The 21376-nt window shown below is 63.7% G+C and carries 22 protein-coding genes and 1 tRNA gene; 10 read left to right on the top strand and 13 right to left on the bottom strand.

The genetic code is table 11. From position 1 onward, the window contains the following. Nucleotides 1–5: 5 nt before the first annotated feature. From BN69_RS09480 to BN69_RS09490, 3 genes are all read right to left on the bottom strand, one after another. Complete coding sequence (locus BN69_RS09480; protein WP_041927277.1) at nt 6–791, bottom strand: HesA/MoeB/ThiF family protein; 786 nt, start codon at nt 789–791, stop codon at nt 6–8. A gap of 99 nt (nt 792–890) precedes the next feature. Further along, the gene (locus BN69_RS09485; RefSeq protein ID WP_041926906.1) at nt 891–1991 is read right to left on the bottom strand and encodes a glycosyltransferase family 4 protein; all 1101 of its coding nucleotides are present in this window, start codon (nt 1989–1991) and stop codon (nt 891–893) included. Beyond that, the gene (locus tag BN69_RS09490; RefSeq protein WP_041927278.1) at nt 1991–2824 is read right to left on the bottom strand and encodes a UDP-2,3-diacylglucosamine diphosphatase; all 834 of its coding nucleotides are present in this window, start codon (nt 2822–2824) and stop codon (nt 1991–1993) included. Before BN69_RS09490 ends, BN69_RS09485 begins: the two co-directional genes overlap by 1 nt. A gap of 272 nt (nt 2825–3096) precedes the next feature. Here BN69_RS09490 and BN69_RS09495 point away from each other — a divergent pair, with 272 nt between their 5' ends. Next, the gene (locus tag BN69_RS09495) at nt 3097–3714 is read left to right on the top strand and encodes a helix-turn-helix domain-containing protein (RefSeq protein WP_014891377.1); all 618 of its coding nucleotides are present in this window, start codon (nt 3097–3099) and stop codon (nt 3712–3714) included. Nucleotides 3715–3768: 54 nt separating this feature from the next. Here the strand turns inward: BN69_RS09495 and bfr are convergent, their stop codons facing one another. The 3 genes from bfr to BN69_RS19185 form a co-directional block, all read right to left on the bottom strand. Then, complete coding sequence (gene bfr, locus BN69_RS09500) at nt 3769–4251, bottom strand: bacterioferritin (protein WP_014891378.1); 483 nt, start codon at nt 4249–4251, stop codon at nt 3769–3771. Between the two features lie 27 nt (nt 4252–4278). Next, on the bottom strand, nt 4279–4515 hold the full coding sequence (locus BN69_RS09505) for a (2Fe-2S)-binding protein (RefSeq protein ID WP_014891379.1): 237 nt from the start codon (nt 4513–4515) through the stop codon (nt 4279–4281). Between the two features lie 286 nt (nt 4516–4801). Next, the gene (locus BN69_RS19185) at nt 4802–5170 is read right to left on the bottom strand and encodes a hypothetical protein (RefSeq protein WP_193787629.1); all 369 of its coding nucleotides are present in this window, start codon (nt 5168–5170) and stop codon (nt 4802–4804) included. A 95-nt stretch (nt 5171–5265) separates the two neighbouring features. On the opposite strand from BN69_RS19185, the gene glpK reads away from it, so the two are divergent. After that, nucleotides 5266–6762 (top strand): glycerol kinase GlpK, encoded by a 1497-nt coding sequence (gene glpK / locus BN69_RS09510; protein ID WP_014891380.1) that lies wholly within the window; start codon nt 5266–5268, stop codon nt 6760–6762. Between the two features lie 21 nt (nt 6763–6783). Here the strand turns inward: glpK and BN69_RS09515 are convergent, their stop codons facing one another. After that, entirely contained in the window at nt 6784–7050 is a 267-nt protein-coding gene (locus BN69_RS09515; protein WP_014891381.1) for an Imm74 family immunity protein, read from the bottom strand. A 22-nt stretch (nt 7051–7072) separates the two neighbouring features. Beyond that, the gene (gene mutY / locus BN69_RS09520) at nt 7073–8137 is read right to left on the bottom strand and encodes an A/G-specific adenine glycosylase (RefSeq protein ID WP_014891382.1); all 1065 of its coding nucleotides are present in this window, start codon (nt 8135–8137) and stop codon (nt 7073–7075) included. A gap of 75 nt (nt 8138–8212) precedes the next feature. On the opposite strand from mutY, the gene BN69_RS09525 reads away from it, so the two are divergent. Then, nucleotides 8213–8764, top strand: a complete 552-nt coding sequence (locus BN69_RS09525; RefSeq protein ID WP_014891383.1) for a DUF721 domain-containing protein — start codon at nt 8213–8215, stop codon at nt 8762–8764. A gap of 70 nt (nt 8765–8834) precedes the next feature. Further along, nucleotides 8835–8911, top strand: a tRNA-His gene (locus tag BN69_RS09530). Between the two features lie 309 nt (nt 8912–9220). Here the strand turns inward: BN69_RS09530 and BN69_RS09535 are convergent. After that, nucleotides 9221–9799 carry an HdeD family acid-resistance protein gene (locus BN69_RS09535; RefSeq protein WP_014891384.1) on the bottom strand — a complete coding sequence of 193 codons (579 nt, stop codon included), beginning with the start codon at nt 9797–9799 and terminating at the stop codon, nt 9221–9223. Between the two features lie 248 nt (nt 9800–10047). On the opposite strand from BN69_RS09535, the gene BN69_RS09545 reads away from it, so the two are divergent. Beyond that, nucleotides 10048–11088, top strand: coding sequence for a ribonuclease Z (locus BN69_RS09545; protein ID WP_014891385.1), 1041 nt, complete (start codon nt 10048–10050; stop codon nt 11086–11088). A gap of 105 nt (nt 11089–11193) precedes the next feature. Continuing rightward, nucleotides 11194–12096 (top strand): pepsin/retropepsin-like aspartic protease family protein, encoded by a 903-nt coding sequence (locus BN69_RS09550; RefSeq protein WP_014891386.1) that lies wholly within the window; start codon nt 11194–11196, stop codon nt 12094–12096. A 45-nt stretch (nt 12097–12141) separates the two neighbouring features. Here the strand turns inward: BN69_RS09550 and BN69_RS09555 are convergent, their stop codons facing one another. From BN69_RS09555 to BN69_RS09565, 3 genes are read right to left on the bottom strand one after another with little or no spacing between them, the layout of a single operon-like run. Beyond that, entirely contained in the window at nt 12142–14367 is a 2226-nt protein-coding gene (locus BN69_RS09555; RefSeq protein WP_244434904.1) for a TonB-dependent receptor plug domain-containing protein, read from the bottom strand. Nucleotides 14368–14381: 14 nt separating this feature from the next. Next, complete coding sequence (locus tag BN69_RS09560; protein WP_014891388.1) at nt 14382–15680, bottom strand: di-heme oxidoreductase family protein; 1299 nt, start codon at nt 15678–15680, stop codon at nt 14382–14384. Beyond that, on the bottom strand, nt 15677–16993 hold the full coding sequence (locus BN69_RS09565) for an ABC transporter substrate-binding protein (RefSeq protein ID WP_014891389.1): 1317 nt from the start codon (nt 16991–16993) through the stop codon (nt 15677–15679). The genes BN69_RS09560 and BN69_RS09565 overlap by 4 nt, the downstream gene beginning before the upstream one ends. Before the next feature lie 355 nt (nt 16994–17348). On the opposite strand from BN69_RS09565, the gene BN69_RS09570 reads away from it, so the two are divergent. The 4 genes from BN69_RS09570 to BN69_RS19190 all read left to right on the top strand — a co-directional run bounded on the left by BN69_RS09570 (nt 17349) and on the right by BN69_RS19190 (nt 19699). Further along, nucleotides 17349–18218, top strand: a complete 870-nt coding sequence (locus tag BN69_RS09570; protein ID WP_014891390.1) for a xanthine dehydrogenase — start codon at nt 17349–17351, stop codon at nt 18216–18218. A 72-nt stretch (nt 18219–18290) separates the two neighbouring features. Further along, complete coding sequence (locus tag BN69_RS09575; protein ID WP_014891391.1) at nt 18291–19082, top strand: TOBE domain-containing protein; 792 nt, start codon at nt 18291–18293, stop codon at nt 19080–19082. A gap of 102 nt (nt 19083–19184) precedes the next feature. Further along, the gene (gene hdeA, locus BN69_RS09580; protein ID WP_014891392.1) at nt 19185–19517 is read left to right on the top strand and encodes an acid-activated periplasmic chaperone HdeA; all 333 of its coding nucleotides are present in this window, start codon (nt 19185–19187) and stop codon (nt 19515–19517) included. Nucleotides 19518–19549: 32 nt separating this feature from the next. Further along, nucleotides 19550–19699: a lmo0937 family membrane protein gene (locus BN69_RS19190; RefSeq protein WP_014891393.1), complete on the top strand. Its 150-nt coding sequence runs from the start codon at nt 19550–19552 to the stop codon at nt 19697–19699. Here BN69_RS19190 and BN69_RS09585 read toward each other — a convergent pair. After that, nucleotides 19696–21357: an adenosine deaminase family protein gene (locus tag BN69_RS09585; protein ID WP_244434905.1), complete on the bottom strand. Its 1662-nt coding sequence runs from the start codon at nt 21355–21357 to the stop codon at nt 19696–19698. The genes BN69_RS19190 and BN69_RS09585 overlap by 4 nt on opposite strands. Nucleotides 21358–21376 lie beyond the last annotated feature (19 nt).

The raw sequence follows: 21376 nt of genomic DNA on the forward strand, positions 1-21376 counted from the left end.
ACGCCTTATGGCGCGCATCGCGCGCCGGCGCCGCTGAGCGGATTTTCGGGGTCAAAGGCGTAGCGCACGGTCTCGAAACGCATCCCGCGCGCGTCGATGAGCAGCAGACGGCCGACCAGTCCCTCGCCGAAGCCGACGATCTCGCGCACCACTTCGAGCGCCATCATCGCGCCGACGACGCCGGCAAGCGCGCCGAGAACGCCGGCCTCTTCGCACGTCGGGATTTCCCCCGCCAGTGGCGGCGTCGGAAACAGACAGCGATAGGTTGGGTTCGGCCCCTCGGGGCCGCGCTCGAAGGGCCGCAGCGTCGTCAGCGACGCGTCGAAACCGCCGAGCGCCGCGGTGACGAGCGGCTTCTTTTCGTAAAAGCAGGCGTCGGAAACGAGATAACGCGTCGCGAAATTATCCGACCCGTCGGCGACAATATCGTAGCGCGCGATCAGCGCCCGGGCGTTCGCCTCATTGAGGCGCAGCGCATGCGGCTCGACGACGACAAGCGGATTGAGGCGCGCGATGGCGTCCCGCGCGCTTTCGACCTTCGGGCGGCCCAGATCCTGCGTGGCGTGAATCACCTGGCGCTGGAGATTGGACAGGGAAACCGCGTCGTCGTCGACGACGCCGAGCGCCCCGACGCCCGCCGCGGCGAGATATTGCAGGAGCGGCGCGCCGAGCCCGCCGGCGCCGACGACAAGAACCCGCGCATGTTTGAGCTTGCTCTGGCCCGGCCCGCCGATGTCGCGCAGCACGAGATGTCTCGCGTAGCGTTCGATTTCTTCAGGCGAAAGATTCAAATGGCGCTCCGCGCCGCGAAAGATTGCGGCGGGGCGACCATAGCCGCTTCGCCCGCCGGTCTCCAGCCATGGCGACCGCACGGGGCGACGACACCAGGTTTATGGCTGAACAGGCTGGCGCTTTTTGGCGGAGCGGCGCTCGTCCGCCGATTCTTGGCTCGTCGCGCGCAGCGCCTCTATGCCGACGCCGCCGAGCGCGGCCGCGCCGCGGGCGTAATGGATATTGTCGAGGAACTGCCGGGCGCAATTCTCCCAGGTGAAGGTCAGCGCATGCGCCCGCGCCGCCTCTCGGCTGATGTCGAGCGCGGCGAGCGCCGCCGCCCGCAGATCCTCGTCCAGCGCGCCCGCGCCGCTCGCGCCGATGACGTCGAGCGGACCCATGACCGGATAGGCCGCGACCGGCAGGCCACAGGCCATGGCTTCGAGCAGCACGATGCCAAATGTGTCGGTGCGGCTCGGAAAGACGAAAACGTCCGACGCGGCGTAAAGCGCCGCAAGTTCGGCGCTCGTTTTCACGCCGAGGAACCGGGCCTGCGGAAATCGCGCTTCGAGCCCGGCGCGCGCCGGCCCGTCGCCGGCGACGAGCTTCGTGCCCGGCAGATCAAGCGCCAGAAAGGCCTCGATGTTTTTTTCGACGGCGAGTCGCCCCGCATAGAGGAAAATCGGCCGCTCAAAGGGGAGCGGCGTCGCCGCGTCGGGCGTGAACAGCGCATGATCCACGCCGCGCGACCAGCGCAAAATCCGCCGAAATCCGCGCTCCGACAATTCGCGCGAGAGACTGGGCGTCGACACCATGACGCCGGCGCCGGCGTTGTGAAAACGGCGCAAGGCCGCATAGGAGAGTCCGACGGGCAGTCCGAAGCGCGCCTGGATATATTCTGGAAAGCGCGTGTGAAAGCTCGTCGTGAAGCAACGGCGCGCCCGCAGCATCACGGCGCGGGTCACAAGTCCGATGGGGCCTTCCGTCGCGATATGGACGTGATCATAGCCCTCCTCGAGCCGCCGGCGAACGGCGCGCGGCGAAGCGAGCGCCAGCCCGATCTCGGGATAGGTCGGCATCGGCAGCGAGTTGAAGTCGCGCGGCGTCAGAAAGTCGATTTCGGCGCCCAGCGCGCGGGCTGATTGCGCCATGGTTTCAAGCGATCGGACGACGCCATTCACCTGCGGACGCCAGGCGTCCGTCGCCACCAATATTCTCATCAGGCCGCCACAGCTCTCTCGTTTTGCACGGCCTTGGCGCTTTCTGCGGCCTCCGCCGCCTCGCGTTCAGCCGCGGTGTTATGCCAGCGCAAAATCTCGAATGCGCCGTCCTGATGTTCGGCGATCGCGGTGCAGCTTTCGACGAAGTCCCCAGTATTGACATAGAGCTTGCCGGCGATGGTCTTGATCGTCGCGTGATGGATATGGCCGCAGATCACGCCGTCGACATTGCGCCGCGCGGCCTCGGAGGCCAAAGCGTTCTCGAAATCGCCGATGAAATTGACGGCGTTCTTGACCTTCAGCTTCGCCCAGGCCGAAAGCGACCAATAGCCGACGCCGAACATCCGGCGCGCACGGTTGAACCAAGTGTTGACGACGATCGCAAAATCATAGGCCCAGTCGCCAAAGAAGGCGAGCCAGCGGGCGTTGCGCACGACAATATCGAATTGGTCGCCATGAATGACGAGCATGGTCTTGCCGTCGGCGGTCTCATGCAGCGCATCGTCGACGACTTCGACGCCGCCGAAAGTGAGCCCGGTGTAATCGCGGGCGAATTCGTCGTGATTGCCAGGCACATAGATGACGCGCGCGCCTTTCCGCGCCTTGCGCAGCAGCTTCTGGACGACGTCATTATGCGCCTGCGGCCAGTACCAGCCGTTCTTCAGACGCCAGCCGTCGACGATGTCGCCGACGAGATAGAACGTGTCGGCGTCATTATGCTTGAGAAAGTCGACCAGCAGCTCAGCCTGGGCGCCGCGCGCGCCCAGATGCAGATCGGATAAAAACAGCGTCCGATAGCGCATGACTGCATGTTCGCCTGTTGGATCCGACATCTGCGCTATGTTGGAGCGCACCGCTTGGGAGACCTTCGCCCTGGCGTTTCTGTCGAGCATGAGCTGTTCGCCTCTCGCCTTCGCCGCGTGGCCTGATTGACCAGATTCGCATCACAGCCAGATGACATGGGCCGTTCTCGGCCGTTTCGAGGCGCGAGCGAACGCAAGGACGGGGAAAGGCCGGAAGGCTTCGCTGTTCGATATTTCGAACGCAGTCGGCTATCTTGCCGATCGATTCTGCAACATATGGCGCAGCTGAAGCGCTGGGGATGATGGGCGTCGAAGGTCAGGACAAGCAAAAAATGCTGGAGGCGGGCGCGCTGGCGCTTTCTGGGCAGCTCGGCGCGACCGTGCAGCGCCTGCGCAAGGCTTATAATTTGTCGCTTTCCGAACTTTCTCAGCAGTCTGGAGTCGCCAAATCCATCATCAGCCAGATCGAGCGCAATGAAACCAATCCGACGCTCGCCACGATCTGGCGTCTCGCGCAGGCGCTCGACGTCTCGATCGAGCGGGTTTTGCAGACGACGGAAGACGGACCCTTCCTCGAGAAAACCAGCAAGGCCGATACGCCCATCCTGGTGTCCGACGACGGCAAATGCCGGCTTGAGATCATCGGCTGGATCAAGACGGTCGAGTGGCTGCAGTGCTATGAATTCGCCGCCGCGCCCGGAGGCGTATTGGAATCCGAGGCGCATCAGCGCGGCTCGGTCGAGAGCCTGTCCGTGCGCGACGGCGAGCTTGAGGTCGAGGTCGCCGGAGCGAAGTCGAGCGTGAAAGCGGGCGAAACCCTCCGCTATCGCTGCGACCGGCCGCACATTATCCGCAATCTCGGCAAAACGCCGGCGCGGGCGACGATGGTGTGCATTCTGAAGGCGGCGGTGATGGAATGACTCGCCGCCGCGGACGCGCGAGCATCCTGCGGCGGTCGATGGCGCGGCCCTCGGTCAGGAGGAGTGCAATTCGCCAACGTGCTTTTGCGAGTAAAGCTGGACGCCGAGCTGCTTGATCAATTCAAGCTGGGTCTCGAGGAAGTCGATGTGCTTTTCCTCGCTCTTCACCACCCCTTCGAAAAGCTGCTCGGAAACGCGATCGTTGATCGAGAGGCAATAGGCCGCGGCTTCGAGATACAGGTCGCGGGCGCCGAGTTCGGTCTCGAGGTCCGCCTTGATGATCTCCTCGACCGATTGGCCGATGCGCAGCGGATCGAGCACCTGCATATTCGGGAAGCCTTCGAGGAAGAGGATGCGCTCGGCGAAATGATCCGCGTGATGCATTTCCTCAATCGACTCTTCGCGCCATTTTTTGGCGAGCTCGAGGAAACCCCAATTGTGGAAAATGCGGAAATGCAGCCAGTACTGATTGACCGCGGTCAATTCTGCGCGCAACCCGCGATTGAGATAGTCGATGACTTTCGCGTCACCGCGCATGTCCGCATCCTTTCCATGAAAATAGACTTACGCCGCCAATTCGTCGGCGCGACAGCCTTCACAATCGCCGCTCCCCGAGCACTCATCCAATCCTCTCGCGGCGTGCTGGTCGACGATGGCGACAATGCTGCGCACGCAGCGCCCGCATTTCGCCTCGCAGCCCATATGCCGGAACACAGCTGAAACCGAAGGCCGGTCACCGCGTGGCCCAAGCGTATCGCGCACATCGCGGTCCGACAGGACGTTGCACGAACAGACGATCATTACTTAGCCTAGTTTGGAAAGGTTGCAAACTACTTTCTGGAAAGGTTGCAAATTTCCTTCTTTGGAAAGATTGCAAACTACCTTTCGTATCAGTAGGTTACAACATCTCCTCTCGTTTGCCAACTCTCGCGTGTCGCCTTTCCGACAGACCCGCGCCGATGAACTCTGATTGGCAAGGACCATGCCGGTTTAACAAATACATTTTGGACCAATCGGTCGCCCGGCAAGTGTCAAAAAAGAGCCGCGAACGCTGTCCGCGACTCTTGATGTTTGCGTTAATCCTTTCTTACCAGTGACGGTGTCCCCCGCCTCCGCCGCCCCAACCGTAGCCAGGCCCGCCCCAGCCAGGCCCATGTCCGCCCCACCCAGGTCCGCCCCAGCCTGGGCGCCGCCAACCATAGCCGCCGCCCCAACGGGGACCACCCCAGCCGTAGCCGCCGCCCCAGCCGTAGCCGGGCCGCCACCAGCACCGGTAGGGTCCGCACACCCAGCGCGCCTTCTCGCCGCCCGGACCCAGCTGAGCCGCCGGCGCGCGATCAATCCCCGGCAGCGCGGAAGCCTCCGACGCGAATGGGCTCGAAGCCAGAACCAAAAGAAGCGCGGCGAAGGCCGGCTTGATTGGCGCCGATTGGGTTTTGACGGCTGCCGATCTCATGGAGCATCCTCCTTTTGAGAAGTGATGGAAACGGTTTCCAATTACGGCGAACGCTCTGAACTGCGGCTGAAACTTCCGTTCATCAGAAGGTTATGATGTCCAAACTCCTGGGCGCGCTCGATCAGGGCACGACGAGCACCCGCTTTATCGTCATGCACAGTCACGGTGGGATCGTCGCCCAGGCGCAGCGCGAGCACCGGCAAATCTATCCCCGCCCCGGCTGGGTCGAGCATGACGCCGCCGAAATTTGGCGCAATGCGCAGGCGGTGATCGCGGCGGCGCTGGCCGAGGCCAAGCTCTCCGCCCGCGACCTCTCGGCCGTCGGCGTCACCAATCAGCGCGAGACGACCCTCTTGTGGGACGCCGCGACCGGCGCGCCGCTTCATCACGCGATCGTCTGGATGGATACGCGCACGCAAGCCGCCGTCGACGGGATCGCGGCGCAAGGTTTGGGCGATCTGGTCCGCGCAAAGACGGGACTGCCGCTCGCGACCTATTTTTCCGCGCTCAAGCTCGGCTGGCTTCTTGAAGAAATCCCCGGCGCGCGCGAAAGGGCGGCGCAGGGCGCGGCGCTGTTCGGCACGATCGATTCCTGGATCATTTGGAATCTGACCGGCGGCCCCCGCGGCGGCCGTCATCTCATTGACGCGACCAACGCCTCGCGCACGCAGTTGATGAATCTCGAAACTCTGCAATGGGATCAAGAGCTACTGCGGATCTTCGACGTTCCCGCGGCCTGCCTGCCAAAAATATGCTCGTCGAGCGAGGTCTATGGGGAATGCGTCGGCGCGCTCGCCGGCGTTCCGCTCGCCGGCGCGCTCGGCGACCAGCACGCCGCGCTGCTCGGCCAAGCCTGCGTCAATGTTGGCGACGCCAAGAACACCTATGGCACCGGCTGCTTTTTGCTGATGAACGTCGGCGAGACGCCGCGCATATCGACCAAGGGCCTGCTGACGACGCTCGCCTATCAGCTTGGAGACGCCAAACCCTGTTACGCGCTGGAAGGCTCGATCGCGATCGCCGGCGCTCTGGTGCAGTGGCTACGCGACAATCTCGGGATCATCAAAGAGAGCCGCGAGATCGAGGCGCTGGCGAGTAGCGTGCCTGACAATGGCGACGTCTATTTCGTGCCGGCCTTCTCCGGTCTTTTTGCGCCACGATGGCGTGGCGACGCCCGCGGGATCATCGCCGGGCTGACGCGGTTCTCCAACAAGGGCCATATCGCGCGCGCGGCGCTCGAAGCCGCGGCGTTTCAGACCCGGGAAGTCCTGGCGGCGATGATCGCCGACGCGGGCGTCGAGATCAGCGCGCTCAAGGTCGACGGCGGCATGGCTGGGAGCGATTTGTTGATGCAGTTTCAGGCCGACCTCATCGAGGCGCCGGTCATCCGCCCCCGCCAGCTCGAGTTGACGGCGGTCGGCGCCGCCTATGCAGCGGGACTTGCCGTCGGCGTCTACAAAAGCCTGGATGACATCGCCGCGCATACGCGAGAATCGCGTCGCTTTACGCCCAATATGACGCCGCAGGAGCGGGCGCGCCTGATCGCATCCTGGGAAAAAGCCGTCGAGCGTTCGCTCGGCTGGGCGCTCTGACGCATCCAAACCTTGCGCGCGCTATTCGAAATCGACGCTCAAACCGTGCTTGTCGAACTGCTTTTCGACCGCGTCGAGGATTTTCTGCAGCTCCTCGATGCCGATCGGCGTTTCGTCGTCGGGCGCGTCCCAATGTTCGAGGTCGTCGAGACGTACGATGAAATCGGCGTCTTCTTCTGATTCGCCGTCCGGCGGCGCGGCGGGGATGGTGAGCGTCTTCCCGGCGCGGCGCACGCGAATCGCGCCCTCCGTCACTTCGACCTGATAGCCGCCTGCGCGTCGCGCCATCGCTCCCTCCGCCTCGCAGCTCTCATGCGTCGATAAGTCCGGCGTGAGCGGCGGCCTTGCGCATGAGGGTGGGCAATCCTTCTTTACCCAGATTGGCGCGCGCCGCCCAGCGGCAATCCGAGGGCGCCGCTTTGCCGCGTGTATGCGCGACGAACACCGTCGCCTCCAGCGCGAAATGCGTGAAGATATGCGTCACCGGCTCGTCGAGCGCGCGCCAGGGCGCGGCGCAGGGCGCAAAACGCGAGAATTCGACGGCGGCGATATCCTGCGTCAAAGGCGTCGATGGAAAGGCGTTCATGCCGCCGAAGAGCCCGTGCGGCGGCCGGCGCAGGAGCAACGCCTCGTCGCCGCGCCGCAGAATAAAAATCGCGCCGCGGCGCTTGGGCTTCGGCTTCTTGGCCTCCCGCGCCGGAAAGTCGCTCTGCGCGCCCGAACGCCGCGCCGCGCAATCGGGCGACAGCGGACAGGCGGGGCAGTCCGGCGTTCGCGGCGCGCAAATCAGCGCGCCGAGCTCCATCAGCGCCTGCACGGAATCGCCGGGGCGCGCGGGGCTCATGAGCATGGCGGCCTTTTCGCGAACGAGCGGCGCAATCTTGCGCGGCGGCGTCTCGATCGCGTGAAGACGCGCGATCACGCGCTCGACATTGCCGTCGACGGCGACGCAGCGCTGATCGAAAGCGATGGCGGCGATCGCCGCCGCCGTATAGGGACCGACGCCGGGAAGCCGGCGCAGAGCCGCTTCCTCGCGCGGAAAGCGCCCCTGATGCCCTTCAACCACCGCATGGGCGCAGGCGTGCAGATTGCGCGCCCGGGCGTAATAGCCGAGCCCCGCCCATTGCGCGAGAACGTCATCGAGCGGGGCGCGCGCCAGATCCTCGATCGCCGGCCAGCGCGACAGGAAGGCCGCATAGCGCTCCTTCACCGTCGCGACGGTCGTCTGCTGCAGCATGATTTCGGAGAGCCAGACCAGATAGGGGTCCGGCGCTTCGCCGGCCCGCGCGCGCCAGGGCAGTTCGCGCCGATGGGCGTCGTACCAGGCGAGCAGCGCCGCGCCCGGTTTGGTCGATTTCGCGCGAGGCTTTATCATGAGAGCGATTGATAGAGGGCGAAGCCTCGCCCCGGCAAGGAGGGCGGCGTCGCCGCAAGTCCAATGAGCGTCCCCATGCGCGCCAAAGGCTTTAAAGCGCGCGCGCTCGCGGATTACGTTGCGCGCGAACTCGACCCGCTCATCGCCGCGCGCGGCTTTGGCGAAGCCTCGCTGCTCTTATGCTGGCGCGAGATCGTCGGGGCGCGAATCGCGCGAATCTGCGCGCCCGCCTCGCTGCAGTGGCCGCCGCAGCGGCGGACGAAGCCGGCCGAGCCCTCGCCGGGCAAGCGCCGCGAAAAGACGCCGCGCGAGCCGGCGACTCTCGTGCTGCGCGTGGACCCGGGCTTCGGGCTTGAGGCGCAGCATCTCGCCCCGACCATTATCGATCGGGTCAATGCGCATCTTGGCTGGCGCTGCGTCGCGCGGATCGCGCTGCGACAGGAAGCCATAGCCCCCGCCGCTGCGTCTCGGCCGTGCCTTATCCGGGCGCCAAAGCCCGACGCGGCGGCGCGCGCCCGCGCCGTCGAGGCGGCCGAGGGCGTCGCCGAGGAAGGCCTGCGCGAGGCGCTCATCAGGCTCGGCGAACGCGCGCTCGCCGGCCCAGCCGGCGCGCCGGGCGACGCTTGAGGGCGCCCCAAGTCGCCTTTGCCAAGGCTTGCAATCGCGAACGCTTGCTTTTAGGTTCGCGCCGCTAAACGCCGCCATAGCTCAGTTGGTTAGAGCACCAGATTGTGGATCTGGGGGTCCCCCGTTCGAGCCGGGGTGGCGGTACCATGCATATCTGTGCATATCTGTCGCGAGCTACGCTATGCCCGAGGATGGCATGGCGGAGGCCCTTTCGGCGTCGGCCTGATTACGGCGGCCTTTTGCGTGCTCTATTGGCTCGCCAACCCGATCGGCGGCCTCGATGAGCCGGTCCTTCGAAGGCCTCTGAATCCGGCTGTCGAGGTTCGCTGCGCCTGTCATTCCCGGCAGGCCACAGGCCTGACCGGGAATCCAGAGCGACTCTCATGATGTTTGTCGTGAACCCGGATTCCCGATCGCGCTTCGCGAGTCGGGAATGACATCCAAGCCGTTGCGAACCTACAGCAGACTGCCTTCCGAGATCGCCCGAAGGCCAAAGCCCAGCGCGATGATTCCCCATCCTTTGAACAGCAGATCGATGCCCAGGAAGGTGCCGATCGCCCATAGCCCGGTGAACGGCCAGCCAGTCACCAACAGCGCGCCCAGCAGCAGCGCGACGCCGCCCTGCAGGAGATACATCCACAGACCCTCGATCTGAGAGGTCAGCGCAAAGCCGATGACGAGTATGCCTTCCGCAATGAAGTAGAAGGCGATGAGAAGCGTGATCGCTTCGGCGCTGATCGCCGGGCGCGTCAGCAGCATGATTCCGACGATCGCCAGAAGAACCGCCCAGAGGACATGGACGAAGAAGTCTGTCCACAGGCCCGCGGCCGAAAAGGCGAAGATGAGAACTGACACCGCGCTGACGATGAGCAGCGCGCCAAGAAAGCCGACCGCGATGAACGTCGCCATCCTGGCTCGGATGATCGCGAGGATTCCCAGCGCCCCGACGAATATGCCCAGGGCGATGACCCAGCCCCAGTGAACGGCGAGGACGTCGGGGGCGCCTGAAACGAAAGAGTCAAACTGTCGCTGCATCTAAGGCTTCCATGGTGAGATGAGGAAAGCCGGATCTTTGCCGATTAGGCGCAAATAGCAAGCCGATAATTGTAACCGAACGATTTGACGGTTCCCGGCGTTCTGGTCCGCGCCGAAATCTCGAAGGGAGGGGACTTTGGCCGCCCCTCGTCGCAACCCGCCCGCCGCCGCTATATTCTCCCGCATGGCGCTGCACGCGCGAACGCGCATGAGCTTTTGCTTGGCGCGCTGAATGAGAGCAAAGAGCCGTGCCGCGCCACTTCGACCCTGCGCTGATCAACGACCCTTTCGACGATCCGGGTCTTTACGTCGATCTCGTGTTCGAAAAGCGGGCGCTGCTGTTCGATCTTGGCGATCTTGCACGGCTTTCGCCCCGCAAGATGCTGCGAATCAGCGACGTCTTCGTCACGCATTTGCATATGGACCATTTCGCGGGCTTCGATCAGCTGTTGCGGCGGCTGCTCGGGCGGGAAATGACGCTTGGCGTTTACGGACCGCCGGGGATCATCGACGCGGTCGAGCATAAGCTCAAAGCCTATTCCTGGAACCTCATCGGCGGCTATGAGGGCAATCTGACGTTCCGGGTGACCGAAATGGACGAATCCGGGCGCGCGGCTTCCGCGGCATTTTCGGGTCGAACGCAGTTTGCGCGTCGCGACGAAGAGAAGCGCCAATCGAGCGAGGGACTGCTGCTGAAAGAATCCGGCATACTGGTTCGCGCCACGATTCTTGATCATGGCCTTCCGGCGCTGGCGTTCGCGCTGGAGGAGCGCGCGCATATCAACGTTTGGCGCAACAAGCTGGATGCGTTGGGGCTCGCCGTGGGCCCGTGGCTGCGGGCGTTCAAAGCGGCGACGCTCGCCGGCGCCGATGATTTGGCCCTCATCAAGGTCGCCTGGGCCGACGCGGAAGACAAGAAACCCGACGCCCTGCCCTTCGGGTTGCTCAAGAAGGAGATCATGAAGATCTCCTCGGGCCGCAAGATCGCCTATGTCGTCGATTGCGCCTATACCGAATGCAACATCGAACGAATCATAAAGCTCGCGAAAGGCGCGGACACGCTCTTCATCGAAGGCGGATTTTTGGAGCGCGACTCGGCCGCCGCGTCCAAGCGACGACATCTGACGGCGCGTCAGGCGGGAACGATCGCGCGCCGCGCCGGCGTGAAGCGGCTCGTGACCTTCCATTACTCGCCGCGCTACAAAGGCGAGGGCGCGGCGCTTGCGCGGGAAGCTCAGGACGCGTTTCTTAGAGCAGGTTCCGAAAAAGTTGACAGACTTTTTCGATGAGAACCTGCTCCAACATTTTGATTCTGAGCGATTCCTTATCGATCACATGATTCCATGTGATCGGGAAGCGCTTAGCGCTGAATATTCGGGAGCGGAACGCAGCCCATGACGCTTATTCGATCGCCGGCTCTTTTCCTTTTTGCGGCGCTATTGTTCTCAGTCGCCGCCGTCGGCGCCGAGAGGAGCCGCTCCGTCATTCCGCTGACCTTGACGCAGGATGAATATCTTGGCGGGCGCATTTACCTGCCGGTCCGCATCGGCAATGTCATGGGAAACATGCGCCTCGACACCGGCGCCTCGAGCACGCGCATCAGGCTGGCGCCCTGGAACAAGGACCTGCCGGTTCTGGGCGCAAGCCTCTCCACCGGGGCGTCCGGCGCGACGATGCGCTGTGACGATGTCGAAGCGCAGAATGTCGAACTCGTCGCCGATCAAGGAAACAACGTCGCGCGAGCGAAATATCAACTCACGCGATGTCCGCCCGGCGACGCTGACGATCTTCTGGGGCTGGATTTTTTCAAAGGCGCGCGATTCAGCCTCGACATCGACCGCCGCGAACTCATTTTTTTCGGCGATGCGACGGCGAACGGCCGCCCCAAGCCGTTTCGACGGCTGGGACCCGACGGGCGTCTTGTCGGCGTCGACCTGCGCTTGGGCGATACGGCGGCGGTCGGCCTGTTCGATTCGGGCGCGGAAGTCTCGGCCGTCGATCAGCAGTTCATCCGCAAGCACAAGCGGCTGTTTACGGCGGTGAAGGCCAAAGCCCGGGCGAGCGGCGTCGGGGGTAAGCGCATTTCCTTGAAGGTCTACAAGATAAAATCGCTTGACCTGGGCGAAGGCGGCGTCCTGCATGACCTCTATGCGATCTCTTATGACTTCGGGGCCTTGCGCGCCGCGCTCGGCCGCGATGTTTCTTTCCTGATCGGCTATAATCTCATCCGGAGATTTGCCTGGGACTTTGATTTTCGCGCGCCGGAGTCGCCGACCTGGGACGCGAAGCTGAAATAGACGATCGCGCCGGCGCCGCGCGAACGCGGCGCAGCGGCGAGCGCGTCAAAAATTCACCTTCGACGCGAGATAGAAGGTGCGGCCCGGAGAGGGATATCCGTCAGCGAGCACATAATAGTCGTCGAATGCGTTTCGCACGCCGGCGGAGAATTTGATGTTGTCGCCCGGCGTATAGTCCGCGTTGAAGTTCGTCAGACAATAAGCGCCGGTCCGATAATACCAATTGCCGTTTGTCATGGACGTCCAGCGATCGCCGGCGACTTCAATGCTTGGCGTCAAAGTCAGCTGGGGAATGGGACGGTAGCCGGCATAGAAAAACATCTTGAGGTCGGGCACCCCCGTCGGCTGGAAATTGACGATCGACGGCGAATTGACTCGGCGCCGGATCAGCGTGACGTTGCCGCCAAGCGAGAAGTCCTCGCGCACGAAATAGTCGGCCGTGATTTCCGCGCCCCAGAATCTTCCATTGCCGACGTTCTGCGATTGTGTGACGTTCACGCCGAACTGCGGCGCCGGCACGCTTTGAATGAGATTGTCGACGAGACTGTAGAAGACGTCGATCGACACGCGGCTTCCAGGCGCGAAGAGGCTTGACCAGCCAAGATCGAAATTGGTGGCGCGCTCGGGCATCAGCGTGGGATTGGACGTCGCGCCGCCAAAGCGCGTGCTGAAACGCTCGAAGAGCGTCGGATAGCGGGTTCGGCTCGAACCGTTGAAGTAGATTCGGTCCGTGTCGTTGTAGCGCCAGATGGCCGCGCCCTGATAGTTCGGCGCCTGCACGTCCGCGGGCTGATAATTGATGACGCCCTGCGGCACGGCGAAGCCTTGCGCCTGACGCAGATGCCGCCAATCGTAGCTGAAGCCTCCAACAATATCGATGTCCGGTCGCGGGTGGAACGTGTTTTCGACGGCCGCCGAATAGGTGTCCTCTATGTCGCCAATGATCGGCTGGGTGAAGCAGGGCGCGCCGGCGATGCAGCCCGCGCGAGTCCCACGGATGTTCTGCCCGAAGTTCTCCTGCCATTCGGAATGATTATCCATGCGATAGAAGAACAGCGCTTTCAGCGTGTCGATGTCGCCGATCTGCGCGCCGGCCTCGACCTCGGCGCCGAGCGCATAATCCGCATAGGCGCTGTTGAAGGATTTCGGCAGCGACTGATTGATCAAGGAAGGATCATCATAGCTGACGAGCGAATTGTCGAATTTGCTCCAATAGCCGCGCGTCTTCACATAGGCGGCGTCATTGAGCTGAGTTCTCGACAGGAAATAGAGGTTCTGGACGCGCCAGTAGGGCCACCGCCAGAAGCGCTGCGTGGAGATAGGATCAGTTATATGCAGCGGCGCGCCCTTCTGGCCTTCCTGACGGCTGAAGCTTAGGGAATATTCGTCGGTCGCGTTGGGCGTCAGGCCCACCCGCGCATTGATATTGTAGTCTTGCGTATAGGATTGACCGCGAAATCCCCATCCTTGAGCGAGAGTCGAGCGATAGCTCGCGGGCAGCATCCAGCCGTCGTAGTTCTGAAAAGTGCCGCTGAGCTGCGCATAATACATGTCCTTTTTTGTGCCGACGAAGCCGTAGGTCATCGGCCCAAGGAATGTGCCGTCGCGACCAAAATCGAATCGCGTGCGCCATTCGGCTTCGATCTCTCGAGTCGGTCTGCGGGTCACCAGATTGATCTGGCCGCCCATGCCGCCGGGGCCGTCGAGCACCGAGACATAGCCCTTGGCGATCTGCACTTCAGCGATGTCGGCGGTCAGAAAGCGCGCGAAATCGAGTCTGTTGTCGACCGGCAGATAAACGCGAACGCCGTCGACGGTGAGCGGCACCTGCCAGCGATCGAAACCGCGCACATAGATATTCTGCTCGTTGCGGGAATTGCCGGAAATCTGACTATTGACGCCCGGCGCGATATTGACGGCGCTGTCGAGCGTCGGCCGCGCGAAAGTCTCCATCTGTCTATTGGTGATGGTGAAGCCGCCGAAGGCGTCGGTATGCTGCTGGGGCGTCGGGCCGTTGTCGATTTTTTCCGACGGAGACCATGTGGGCGGCGGCGCGCCCGCTCCGACGCCGACGACGCCGGCGCCCGCGGGCGCGGCGACCTTGGTCGGAAGCCCCAGGCGGCGTTCGCCGACCTTAATTTGTCCGAGTTCGAAAGCCTTCGGCGCGCGCACTTCGATCGGCGGCAGCGGCGTCTGCGCGTTCATAGGAGTTGATAGCGCGAGAAGAACGCCGCCTGAAATCGCCGTCGTCGTCAGCAGCCTGGTCATCATTGCCCCCGTGAACTTCAGAGAGAGTTGAGGAAAGCGAGCAGCGCGTCGCGCTGGGGTTCGGGTAGATTGCGGAAAGCGTCGGCGGAGGATCGCGCTTCGCCGCCGTGCCAGAGGATCGCCTCGACGAGCGTTCGCGCCCTGCCGTCGTGCAGAAAATCGGCGCCGTCTCCGCCTTTGCCGGCAAGGCCCAATCCCCAGAGCGGCGGCGTGCGCCAGTCCCTTGGACCAGCCTCGAAGTCGTCGCGGCCGTCGGCGAGCCCCTCGCCCATGTCGTGCAGCAGAAGATCGGCGTAGGGATGGATCTCGACGCCGTTGAGCGCCGGCTGCAGTGGAAAGTCCGCAACGCGCAGCGTGTCGCGATGACAGTTCGAACAGCCGATCGCATGGAACAGAACGTCGCCGTCCTTGACGCGCGGGTCGTCGAGATTGCGTCGGGCCGGCGGCGCAAGCGCGCGGATGTAATCGACGACCGCGTCGAGCTGGGCGTCGGTCAATTCCGGCGTCGAATCGCCCTGACGGCATTCACTTCGTGACGGAGGGCGGTTCTCGGCGGGAAACAGCGACGAGGTGACGCCGATGTCTTCCGCAAAGGCGTTGGCGATCTGCTGCTTGAGATTTGGCTGATTGGCTTTGAGCCCGAAGCGGCCGAGCGTTCTCTGGCCGGTCTCAACGTTGAAGACGAAATTCGGTCTGCCCGCGCCGGCGAGAATTTCGGCGTCGGCGACAGCCTCGAGCAGACCCAGGCCGAAAACCGGCGGCGCATTGCGCAGCGACGTCTTGGTCTCGGGCCCGAGCGGACCGTAAGCAAGATTGCGGAAGGAGAGCGTCGGCCGACGAAGCCTTGCTGTCGCGCCATCGGCGAGCGCCACATCGAATTCGGCGTAGTCGACGACGGCCTGGCCTTCGCCCGCGACGCCGGGCGCGCCTTCGGGATTGAGCTGAGCGCCGTAGTCGGGATGAACGCGCGGTCCGCCATGCGCGTCCTTTCCCTCGACGCTCAGCCTCGCCGCCATGGTGCGCGCGACGCCGTTTTCGCTGTCTGGCGCGGCGCCGCGACCATTCTTGACGTGGCAGGCGATGCAGGAAAGCCGATTATAGAGCGGACCGAGACCGACAAAGTCGGGATGGTCCTGCGACGGTCCGATGACCCAGGCTTGGCGAAAGATGCCGCTGCCCTTGCGAAAGCTTGCGGCATGTTCGCCGTCCAATCCTTCAATCGGCCTGACAAAGGCTTCGGTGTCAGGGCCGTTCGTCTCGTAACGCGCGGCGCCCGCAAGCATCGCGGCGCATAGAAGGACGCCGAAGCGTTTCATGGCGCCGGCTCCAGGCTTTTGACGAGGTCACGCGCCTGCCGCCGCGCCGCGCCGATCTCCTCGCGCCATTGCGTGATCTGCCGCGCATCGATGGCGTCGCGACGTTGGAAGCGCTCGAGGAAGGCGGTTGCGCGCGCGTCGGTTTCGGACACCGGAACGAAGCCGGCGAGTCGCTTCGCCTCGCCCAGCGCCGCCAAGGCTTTCGCATCGCCGGCGAATTTTTTCTCGGCGTCGTGAATCTTGCGCCACAGTTCGGCGCTCTCGTCATGGCCGTCGACGATCGCGAGGTCGAACAGCAGCGCGATCAGCGGCGGGCGCCGGCGGCCGATCTCAGAATCATAATCGAGGAGCGCTGACGCCGGCAGCGCAAAAGGATTCGCAAAGCCCTGCGACGCGCTCTGATAGGCGTCGGGTCGCGCCGGATGCCGGCGGCTGTCGCGCTCCATCATCAGGCGCTGGCCGTCCGTCGACAGCAGGAAGTCGATGAAGGCCTGCGCGCCGGCGACATGTTTGGAGGCGGCGGTCATCGCGACATGGGCGGGCAGGAACGCCGTGCGCTGGGGATAGATCATCTCGACCGCCGCGCCATTGGCTTTGGCGATCTCGGCGAAGAAATCGATCGTCAGCGCGAGGGCCGCCGTGCCTTCCCGCACTGAGGCCGTCGGCGCCAATCCGGAATCGAGCAGCGTCGCCTCGCCGGCCATCTCGCCGAGGAGACGCCAACCTGCGTCCCAACCTTCGCTCTGCAGAACGATGTCATAGAGTGCAGGCGAAAAGCCGACCTTTGAGGCGATCGGCATGGCGAGCCGGCGCGCATATTCGGGCGACGCGAGGTCGTCCCAGCGTCGCGGCGCGGACAGGCCGGCCGCCGCCAGCGCGCTTGGATTTGCGACGATCCCATAGCCGGCGACGTCATAGGCTTCATAGAGGCCGGCGGGATCGGACAATTGCTGCCGGCCGAGCCGGCCGGGAAGCGCGGCGCGGTCGACCATTAGCTTGCGAAAGGCCCCCCAATCGCGAAGACGCGCGAAATTCGCCGGCGCCGGCGCCCAATAGACGTCGGCGCCGCCCTGTTCGGGCTTGGCGAGTTCGGCGAGCGCGTCGCGCGACTGCTTCCAGACGAATTGAACGTGGAATTGCGGGTGGCTGCGCTCGAACTCCCGCTCGTAGCGGGTCGTCAGTTCTTCAGGAAAGCTTGTGACCACGGTGAACGTTTCACTGGTCGACCCGCCGGAGGGCGCCGCGCCGAGAATGCTGAAAAGGCTTGCGAATGCAGCGACGACGACAGCGCGGATCATGTGATCGAGAACCATTATGTAGATTGCTTACATATTGCTTGACTACAAACGAGTGGTATAAAAGTCAATGTCCGAACTTTAAGCAGCGCATGAATAGTATATATGCAAACGCCATAGGCCAATCGGTAATTGATATATAATCCTATAACATATCGATTCGTGAGAAAATAAAGCTATTTATCAATAAGATAGACTGAGTCGGCCCAGCGCTGTGCGGGTCAGTGGCGGCTTTTGTCGGTTTTTTGTCGACTTCATTACAAGAAGCGCGAAACAAGCCTTCTCCCGTCGCCTGGCGGGCGCCGGATTGCCTGCAATGCAAAGGCGTGCGACTTGGCGCGTGATTTGCTGAAAAAAGCGCGGGAGGCGCCCCATGCCAGGCTTTTCAGCACAAGAATTCCTCTCCGACTGCAGCGAGCATTTCGTCATCATCCTCGGCACGAACGAGATCGCCTCCGCGGTCGCGGCGCGATTGACATGGGAGCGCCGCCGCGTGGTTCTCAGCCATGACGCACACCCGCCGGTCATCCGGCGGGGAATGGCCTTTCACGACGCGCTTTATGGAGACCGCGCGGAAGTCGACGGCGTCATCGCCGATCTGACGCAAACGACGCTGGATGTGGTCGACGTCTTGTCCCGGCCGGGACGCGTCGCCGTTTCGCCTCTGCCCTTGACGGATCTCATCACTCTGCGCGCGCCCGACGTTCTGATCGACGCCCGCATGCAAAAGCACCGCGTCACGCCGGATCTGCGCGGGATCGCGGGTCTCGTGATCGGGATGGGTCCAAACTTCAGGGCGGGCTGGAACTGCGACGTGGCGATCGAGACTCATCCGGCGCATACGGGCGAATTGCTCGAAAACGGCGCCACGCTGCCTTCGGACGGCGTCGCGCGCGTTCTCGGCGGCGTCGGCAAGGAGCGCTTCATCTATGCGGCGCGCGACGGCGTCTGGCGGACGCCGCTCGACATCGGCGCCCGGGTTTTCAAGGACTATCTGCTCGGCCGACTCGACGGCCTTCCCATTCAGGCGCCGATGGACGGCTTCCTGCGCGGGATCGCGCGCGACGGAGTCCATGCGGCGCTGGGCGTCAAGCTCGTTGAAATCGATCCGCGCGGACGCGCCTCGAACTGGACCGGAACGGACGAACGCGGCCGCGCCATCGCCGAGGCGGTGGTCAGGGCGATCGCCGAGTCGCCGCCGGGGGGACGCAGACCACGCCGCGCCAAAGTAACGCTTCACTGACCCAGACATTCTGAGCTGCAGTTGCTTCCGGCCGTCTTGCCCTGTATCGGGGCGATGAGGCGGGGCGCTGACATGGCCGAAGGCAAGATTGATGCTTCACTGGCGCTGCGGAGCGAGGGCCGACTCCTTGTCGGCCGCGACCGCGTGAAGCTTCTCGAAGCCGTCGCCCTTCACGGCAGCATCACCAAGGCCGCCAAGGCCGTCGGCTTCAGCTACAAGGCCGCGTGGGACGCGGTGAACGCGATCAACAATCTTTTGCCGACGCCCGCCTTCATCACCAAGGCTGGAGGCCGCAGCGGCGGCGGCGCCGAGGTGACGGAGGAAGGGCGTCGGCTGATCGCCACCTTCCACCGCCTCGAAGAGAAGCTTGCGCGCATCTCCGAGACGATCGCCGAAGAGGGTCTTGCGGGCGCCGAGGATTTTCTGCTGTGGACCACGGGCATGACGATTTCCGCGCGCAATGTTTTTCGCGCCGAAGTGACCCAGGTCAAGAAGTGGCCGGTCGACGTCGAAGTGACGCTGCGCGTGTCGGAAAAGGACACGATCCTGGCGATCGTCACCAATGAATCAACCGAGCGACTGGGCCTTTCTCGCGGGCGCAAGGCGCTGGCGCTGATCAAGGCGTCCTTCGTAAATCTGGCGCTCGCCGGCGATGCGACGCCGCCGCAGCGCAATTGCTTCCGCGGCGTGGTCACGCAGCGGATTGACGCCGAACGCAACAGCGAGATCCTGCTCGACGTCGGTTTCGGAAAGACGATGACCGCCGTGACGCCGCGCCGCCTCGTTGAAGACATGGGGCTGAAAGAAGGCGACGCCGCGCTGGCGACCTTCGACGCTGCGGACGTCATTTTGGCGGTGGAATAGCGTGTCTGCGACGGCGCCGGCTCCAACTGGATGCCGGCTCAATTCCGCAATAGTCTCTCGGCGACGCTTTGCGCAGAACGCGTCGACTCGAAGGAGCATCCTATGAAGCCAGTGTATGTCATTGCCGCGGCCGCATTGTCTTTTTACGCGACGAACGGGCTCGCCGATACGAAGAAGCCGACGTCCAAATGGACATGCGAGGATTTCCTGGCGGTCGACGACCAGTTTCAGCCCAAGGTGATCTACTGGTCCTCTGCGCAGAGCAAGAAAGGCAAGCCGCTCGCAACGGACGTCGATATCGAAGGCACGGAGAAGGTCATTCCTATAATCATCGACGATTGCAAGAAGGCGCCGCAAGAGTCCTTCTGGAGCAAGCTCAAGGACGCTTGGAAAAAGGTCGAGGCCGACGCAAAGTCGCTTGGCAAAAAGCTGTAACACCCCTTGCTGGCCAAATGGAAGGCTGAACAATGCTTGAAACGATCGCTGTCATCCTCGTCATCATGTGGCTGCTCGGGCTGGTCTCCTCATATACGCTCGGCGGCTTCATTCACATTCTGCTCGTCATCGCGATCATCGTGATCATTCTGCGCGTCATTCAGGGCCGCAGCATTCTTTAGCGAACGCCGCGCGCGGAACGCTCACGCCTAGCCGACGACGAAGGCGGGGAAGCGAGCGCAGCGCTATGCGCTGGCTTTCCCTCGCGCACGCTCCATTTCGACTCGAAGCGCGCGAAGCGCGTCTCGAGCTCCCATTGCAGTCTGGCTTTTTCGGAACCGGCCAAGAAACGACGACACTCGGCGGAAGGCGGAGTTCCGGAAAACTGTGCGTCGCGGCAAGCCGAAACGGGGCGCGCGGCCGCAGGATCGCGCCACAGGCTGTCGCCGGGAAGAAAAGCATACGTCAGGCTGTTTCGCGAGAGCTGTTTCACGTCGCGGTAGGAAAGCTGGTAGACGCGCGCGGCGCGCTGATATTCGTGCGTGAGATCGATTCGCGATACGCCCTCGTCGTCGGTCGATAAGGCCGTCGGCACGCCCGCGTCGCGATAGAGCGGGAACGGATGGTCCGCGCCTTCGACGCCGAGAATTTGCGCATTGGACGTGAGATTGATCTCGACCATGATTCTATCGCGCGCCATTCTCGCCATCAGACCTTTGGCGTCGCGCTCGAAGCCGATGTCGACGCCATGGCCGATGCGCGCCGCGCCGGCGACCTCGACCGCCTCGCGGATATGGAAGGTCAGGTCCTTGGGAGGAACAAGCCCCATCGTCAGCTCCCCGGCATGGAGGCTGATCCGCGCCTTCGGGTGGCGGCGCCCGATGTCGCCGACGATCCGCATCTGTTCGCTATAATTTCCCAGCGTGACTTCATCGTCCTCAGCCGCGACGAGGTTCAAGCCGACAACCGGCCCGCCGCGTGAGGCGAGACGCGCCGCAAGCGCCGTCTGCGCGAACACTTTCGCGCGGTCGACATTGCGATAGACCTGGGCGAGAAACCGTACCGCGACGTCGCATCCGGGCCGACGCTGAACCGCGTCGCCGCAGGCGAGTCGCCGGTCCTTGTCGGCGACGACGGCGACGACCCTCTCCGCCGCGCGCTGGACGAGGTCGCCGAGACCTTTGCCGTCGAGCGCCGCCAGCATCGCGTCGGGATCGTCCTTCCAGCCGATCTGCTCGCCAAGATCGCGCGCCTCGCCCATCAGCGGACTGATCATCAATTCGAGATACAAGACGTTCTGCGCGGCGGCGCGCTCGACGACCTCGGCGAGGGCGGCGCCGATATTGTTCCCCGTCACGTCCGAGAATCGGAAGAAGCTGTTGAAGAACTGATCATGGCCGCTTACGCGCGCGGTGATGACGTCGCGCATCGACCAGGCGTTGATCGCGTCTCGATAGGCCTGCGTCGAGCGCAGCGCTTCGGCCAGAGGTGGCTTCGACGCGTCGCACGGCGGCGGCAGCGCCGCCTTGCTCTTGTCGTCGAAACACCACCCCGCGGCCCGCGCCCAAGCCAAGGCGCTCTCCGCATAGACGGCGCCCGCAAGGTGATTGTGCAAATCGGCGCCTTTGGGCATTTCGACAAGGAAGTTGCGTAGCGCGGCGCCATTGCCGCGCAGGCCTTCCAGCGCCGCAGAGACGTCTCTCTCGGCGGCGGCGCGCGACATATCGCGCGCATGGACGGCGCAACCGCCCCACGCGACGGCGAGGGCCGCGCAGAACATCCGCAACGACGCGGAGCCTGGCAGGATTTCAGCAAGCGAACGACTGAGACGCGGGGTCATGACCAGCTCCGAGACGCGA

Source organism: Methylocystis sp. SC2, from assembly GCF_000304315.1.
Lineage (GTDB): Bacteria > Pseudomonadota > Alphaproteobacteria > Rhizobiales > Beijerinckiaceae > Methylocystis.

Coding starts and splice junctions, on each gene's coding strand:
- BN69_RS09485 (WP_041926906.1), bottom strand. CDS start 1,991: ATGAGAATATTGGTGGCGACGGACGCCTGGCGTCCGCAGGTGAATGGC.
- BN69_RS09490 (WP_041927278.1), bottom strand. CDS start 2,824: ATGTCGGATCCAACAGGCGAACATGCAGTCATGCGCTATCGGACGCTG.
- BN69_RS09495 (WP_014891377.1), top strand. CDS start 3,097: ATGGGCGTCGAAGGTCAGGACAAGCAAAAAATGCTGGAGGCGGGCGCG.
- bfr (WP_014891378.1), bottom strand. CDS start 4,251: ATGCGCGGTGACGCGAAAGTCATCGACTATCTCAATCGCGGGTTGCGC.
- BN69_RS09505 (WP_014891379.1), bottom strand. CDS start 4,515: ATGATCGTCTGTTCGTGCAACGTCCTGTCGGACCGCGATGTGCGCGAT.
- BN69_RS19185 (WP_193787629.1), bottom strand. CDS start 5,170: ATGAGATCGGCAGCCGTCAAAACCCAATCGGCGCCAATCAAGCCGGCC.
- glpK (WP_014891380.1), top strand. CDS start 5,266: ATGTCCAAACTCCTGGGCGCGCTCGATCAGGGCACGACGAGCACCCGC.
- BN69_RS09515 (WP_014891381.1), bottom strand. CDS start 7,050: ATGGCGCGACGCGCAGGCGGCTATCAGGTCGAAGTGACGGAGGGCGCG.
- mutY (WP_014891382.1), bottom strand. CDS start 8,137: ATGATAAAGCCTCGCGCGAAATCGACCAAACCGGGCGCGGCGCTGCTC.
- BN69_RS09525 (WP_014891383.1), top strand. CDS start 8,213: ATGCGCGCCAAAGGCTTTAAAGCGCGCGCGCTCGCGGATTACGTTGCG.
- BN69_RS09535 (WP_014891384.1), bottom strand. CDS start 9,799: ATGCAGCGACAGTTTGACTCTTTCGTTTCAGGCGCCCCCGACGTCCTC.
- BN69_RS09550 (WP_014891386.1), top strand. CDS start 11,194: ATGACGCTTATTCGATCGCCGGCTCTTTTCCTTTTTGCGGCGCTATTG.
- BN69_RS09555 (WP_244434904.1), bottom strand. CDS start 14,367: ATGATGACCAGGCTGCTGACGACGACGGCGATTTCAGGCGGCGTTCTT.
- BN69_RS09560 (WP_014891388.1), bottom strand. CDS start 15,680: ATGAAACGCTTCGGCGTCCTTCTATGCGCCGCGATGCTTGCGGGCGCC.
- BN69_RS09565 (WP_014891389.1), bottom strand. CDS start 16,993: ATGGTTCTCGATCACATGATCCGCGCTGTCGTCGTCGCTGCATTCGCA.
- BN69_RS09570 (WP_014891390.1), top strand. CDS start 17,349: ATGCCAGGCTTTTCAGCACAAGAATTCCTCTCCGACTGCAGCGAGCAT.
- BN69_RS09575 (WP_014891391.1), top strand. CDS start 18,291: ATGGCCGAAGGCAAGATTGATGCTTCACTGGCGCTGCGGAGCGAGGGC.
- hdeA (WP_014891392.1), top strand. CDS start 19,185: ATGAAGCCAGTGTATGTCATTGCCGCGGCCGCATTGTCTTTTTACGCG.
- BN69_RS19190 (WP_014891393.1), top strand. CDS start 19,550: ATGCTTGAAACGATCGCTGTCATCCTCGTCATCATGTGGCTGCTCGGG.
- BN69_RS09585 (WP_244434905.1), bottom strand. CDS start 21,357: ATGACCCCGCGTCTCAGTCGTTCGCTTGCTGAAATCCTGCCAGGCTCC.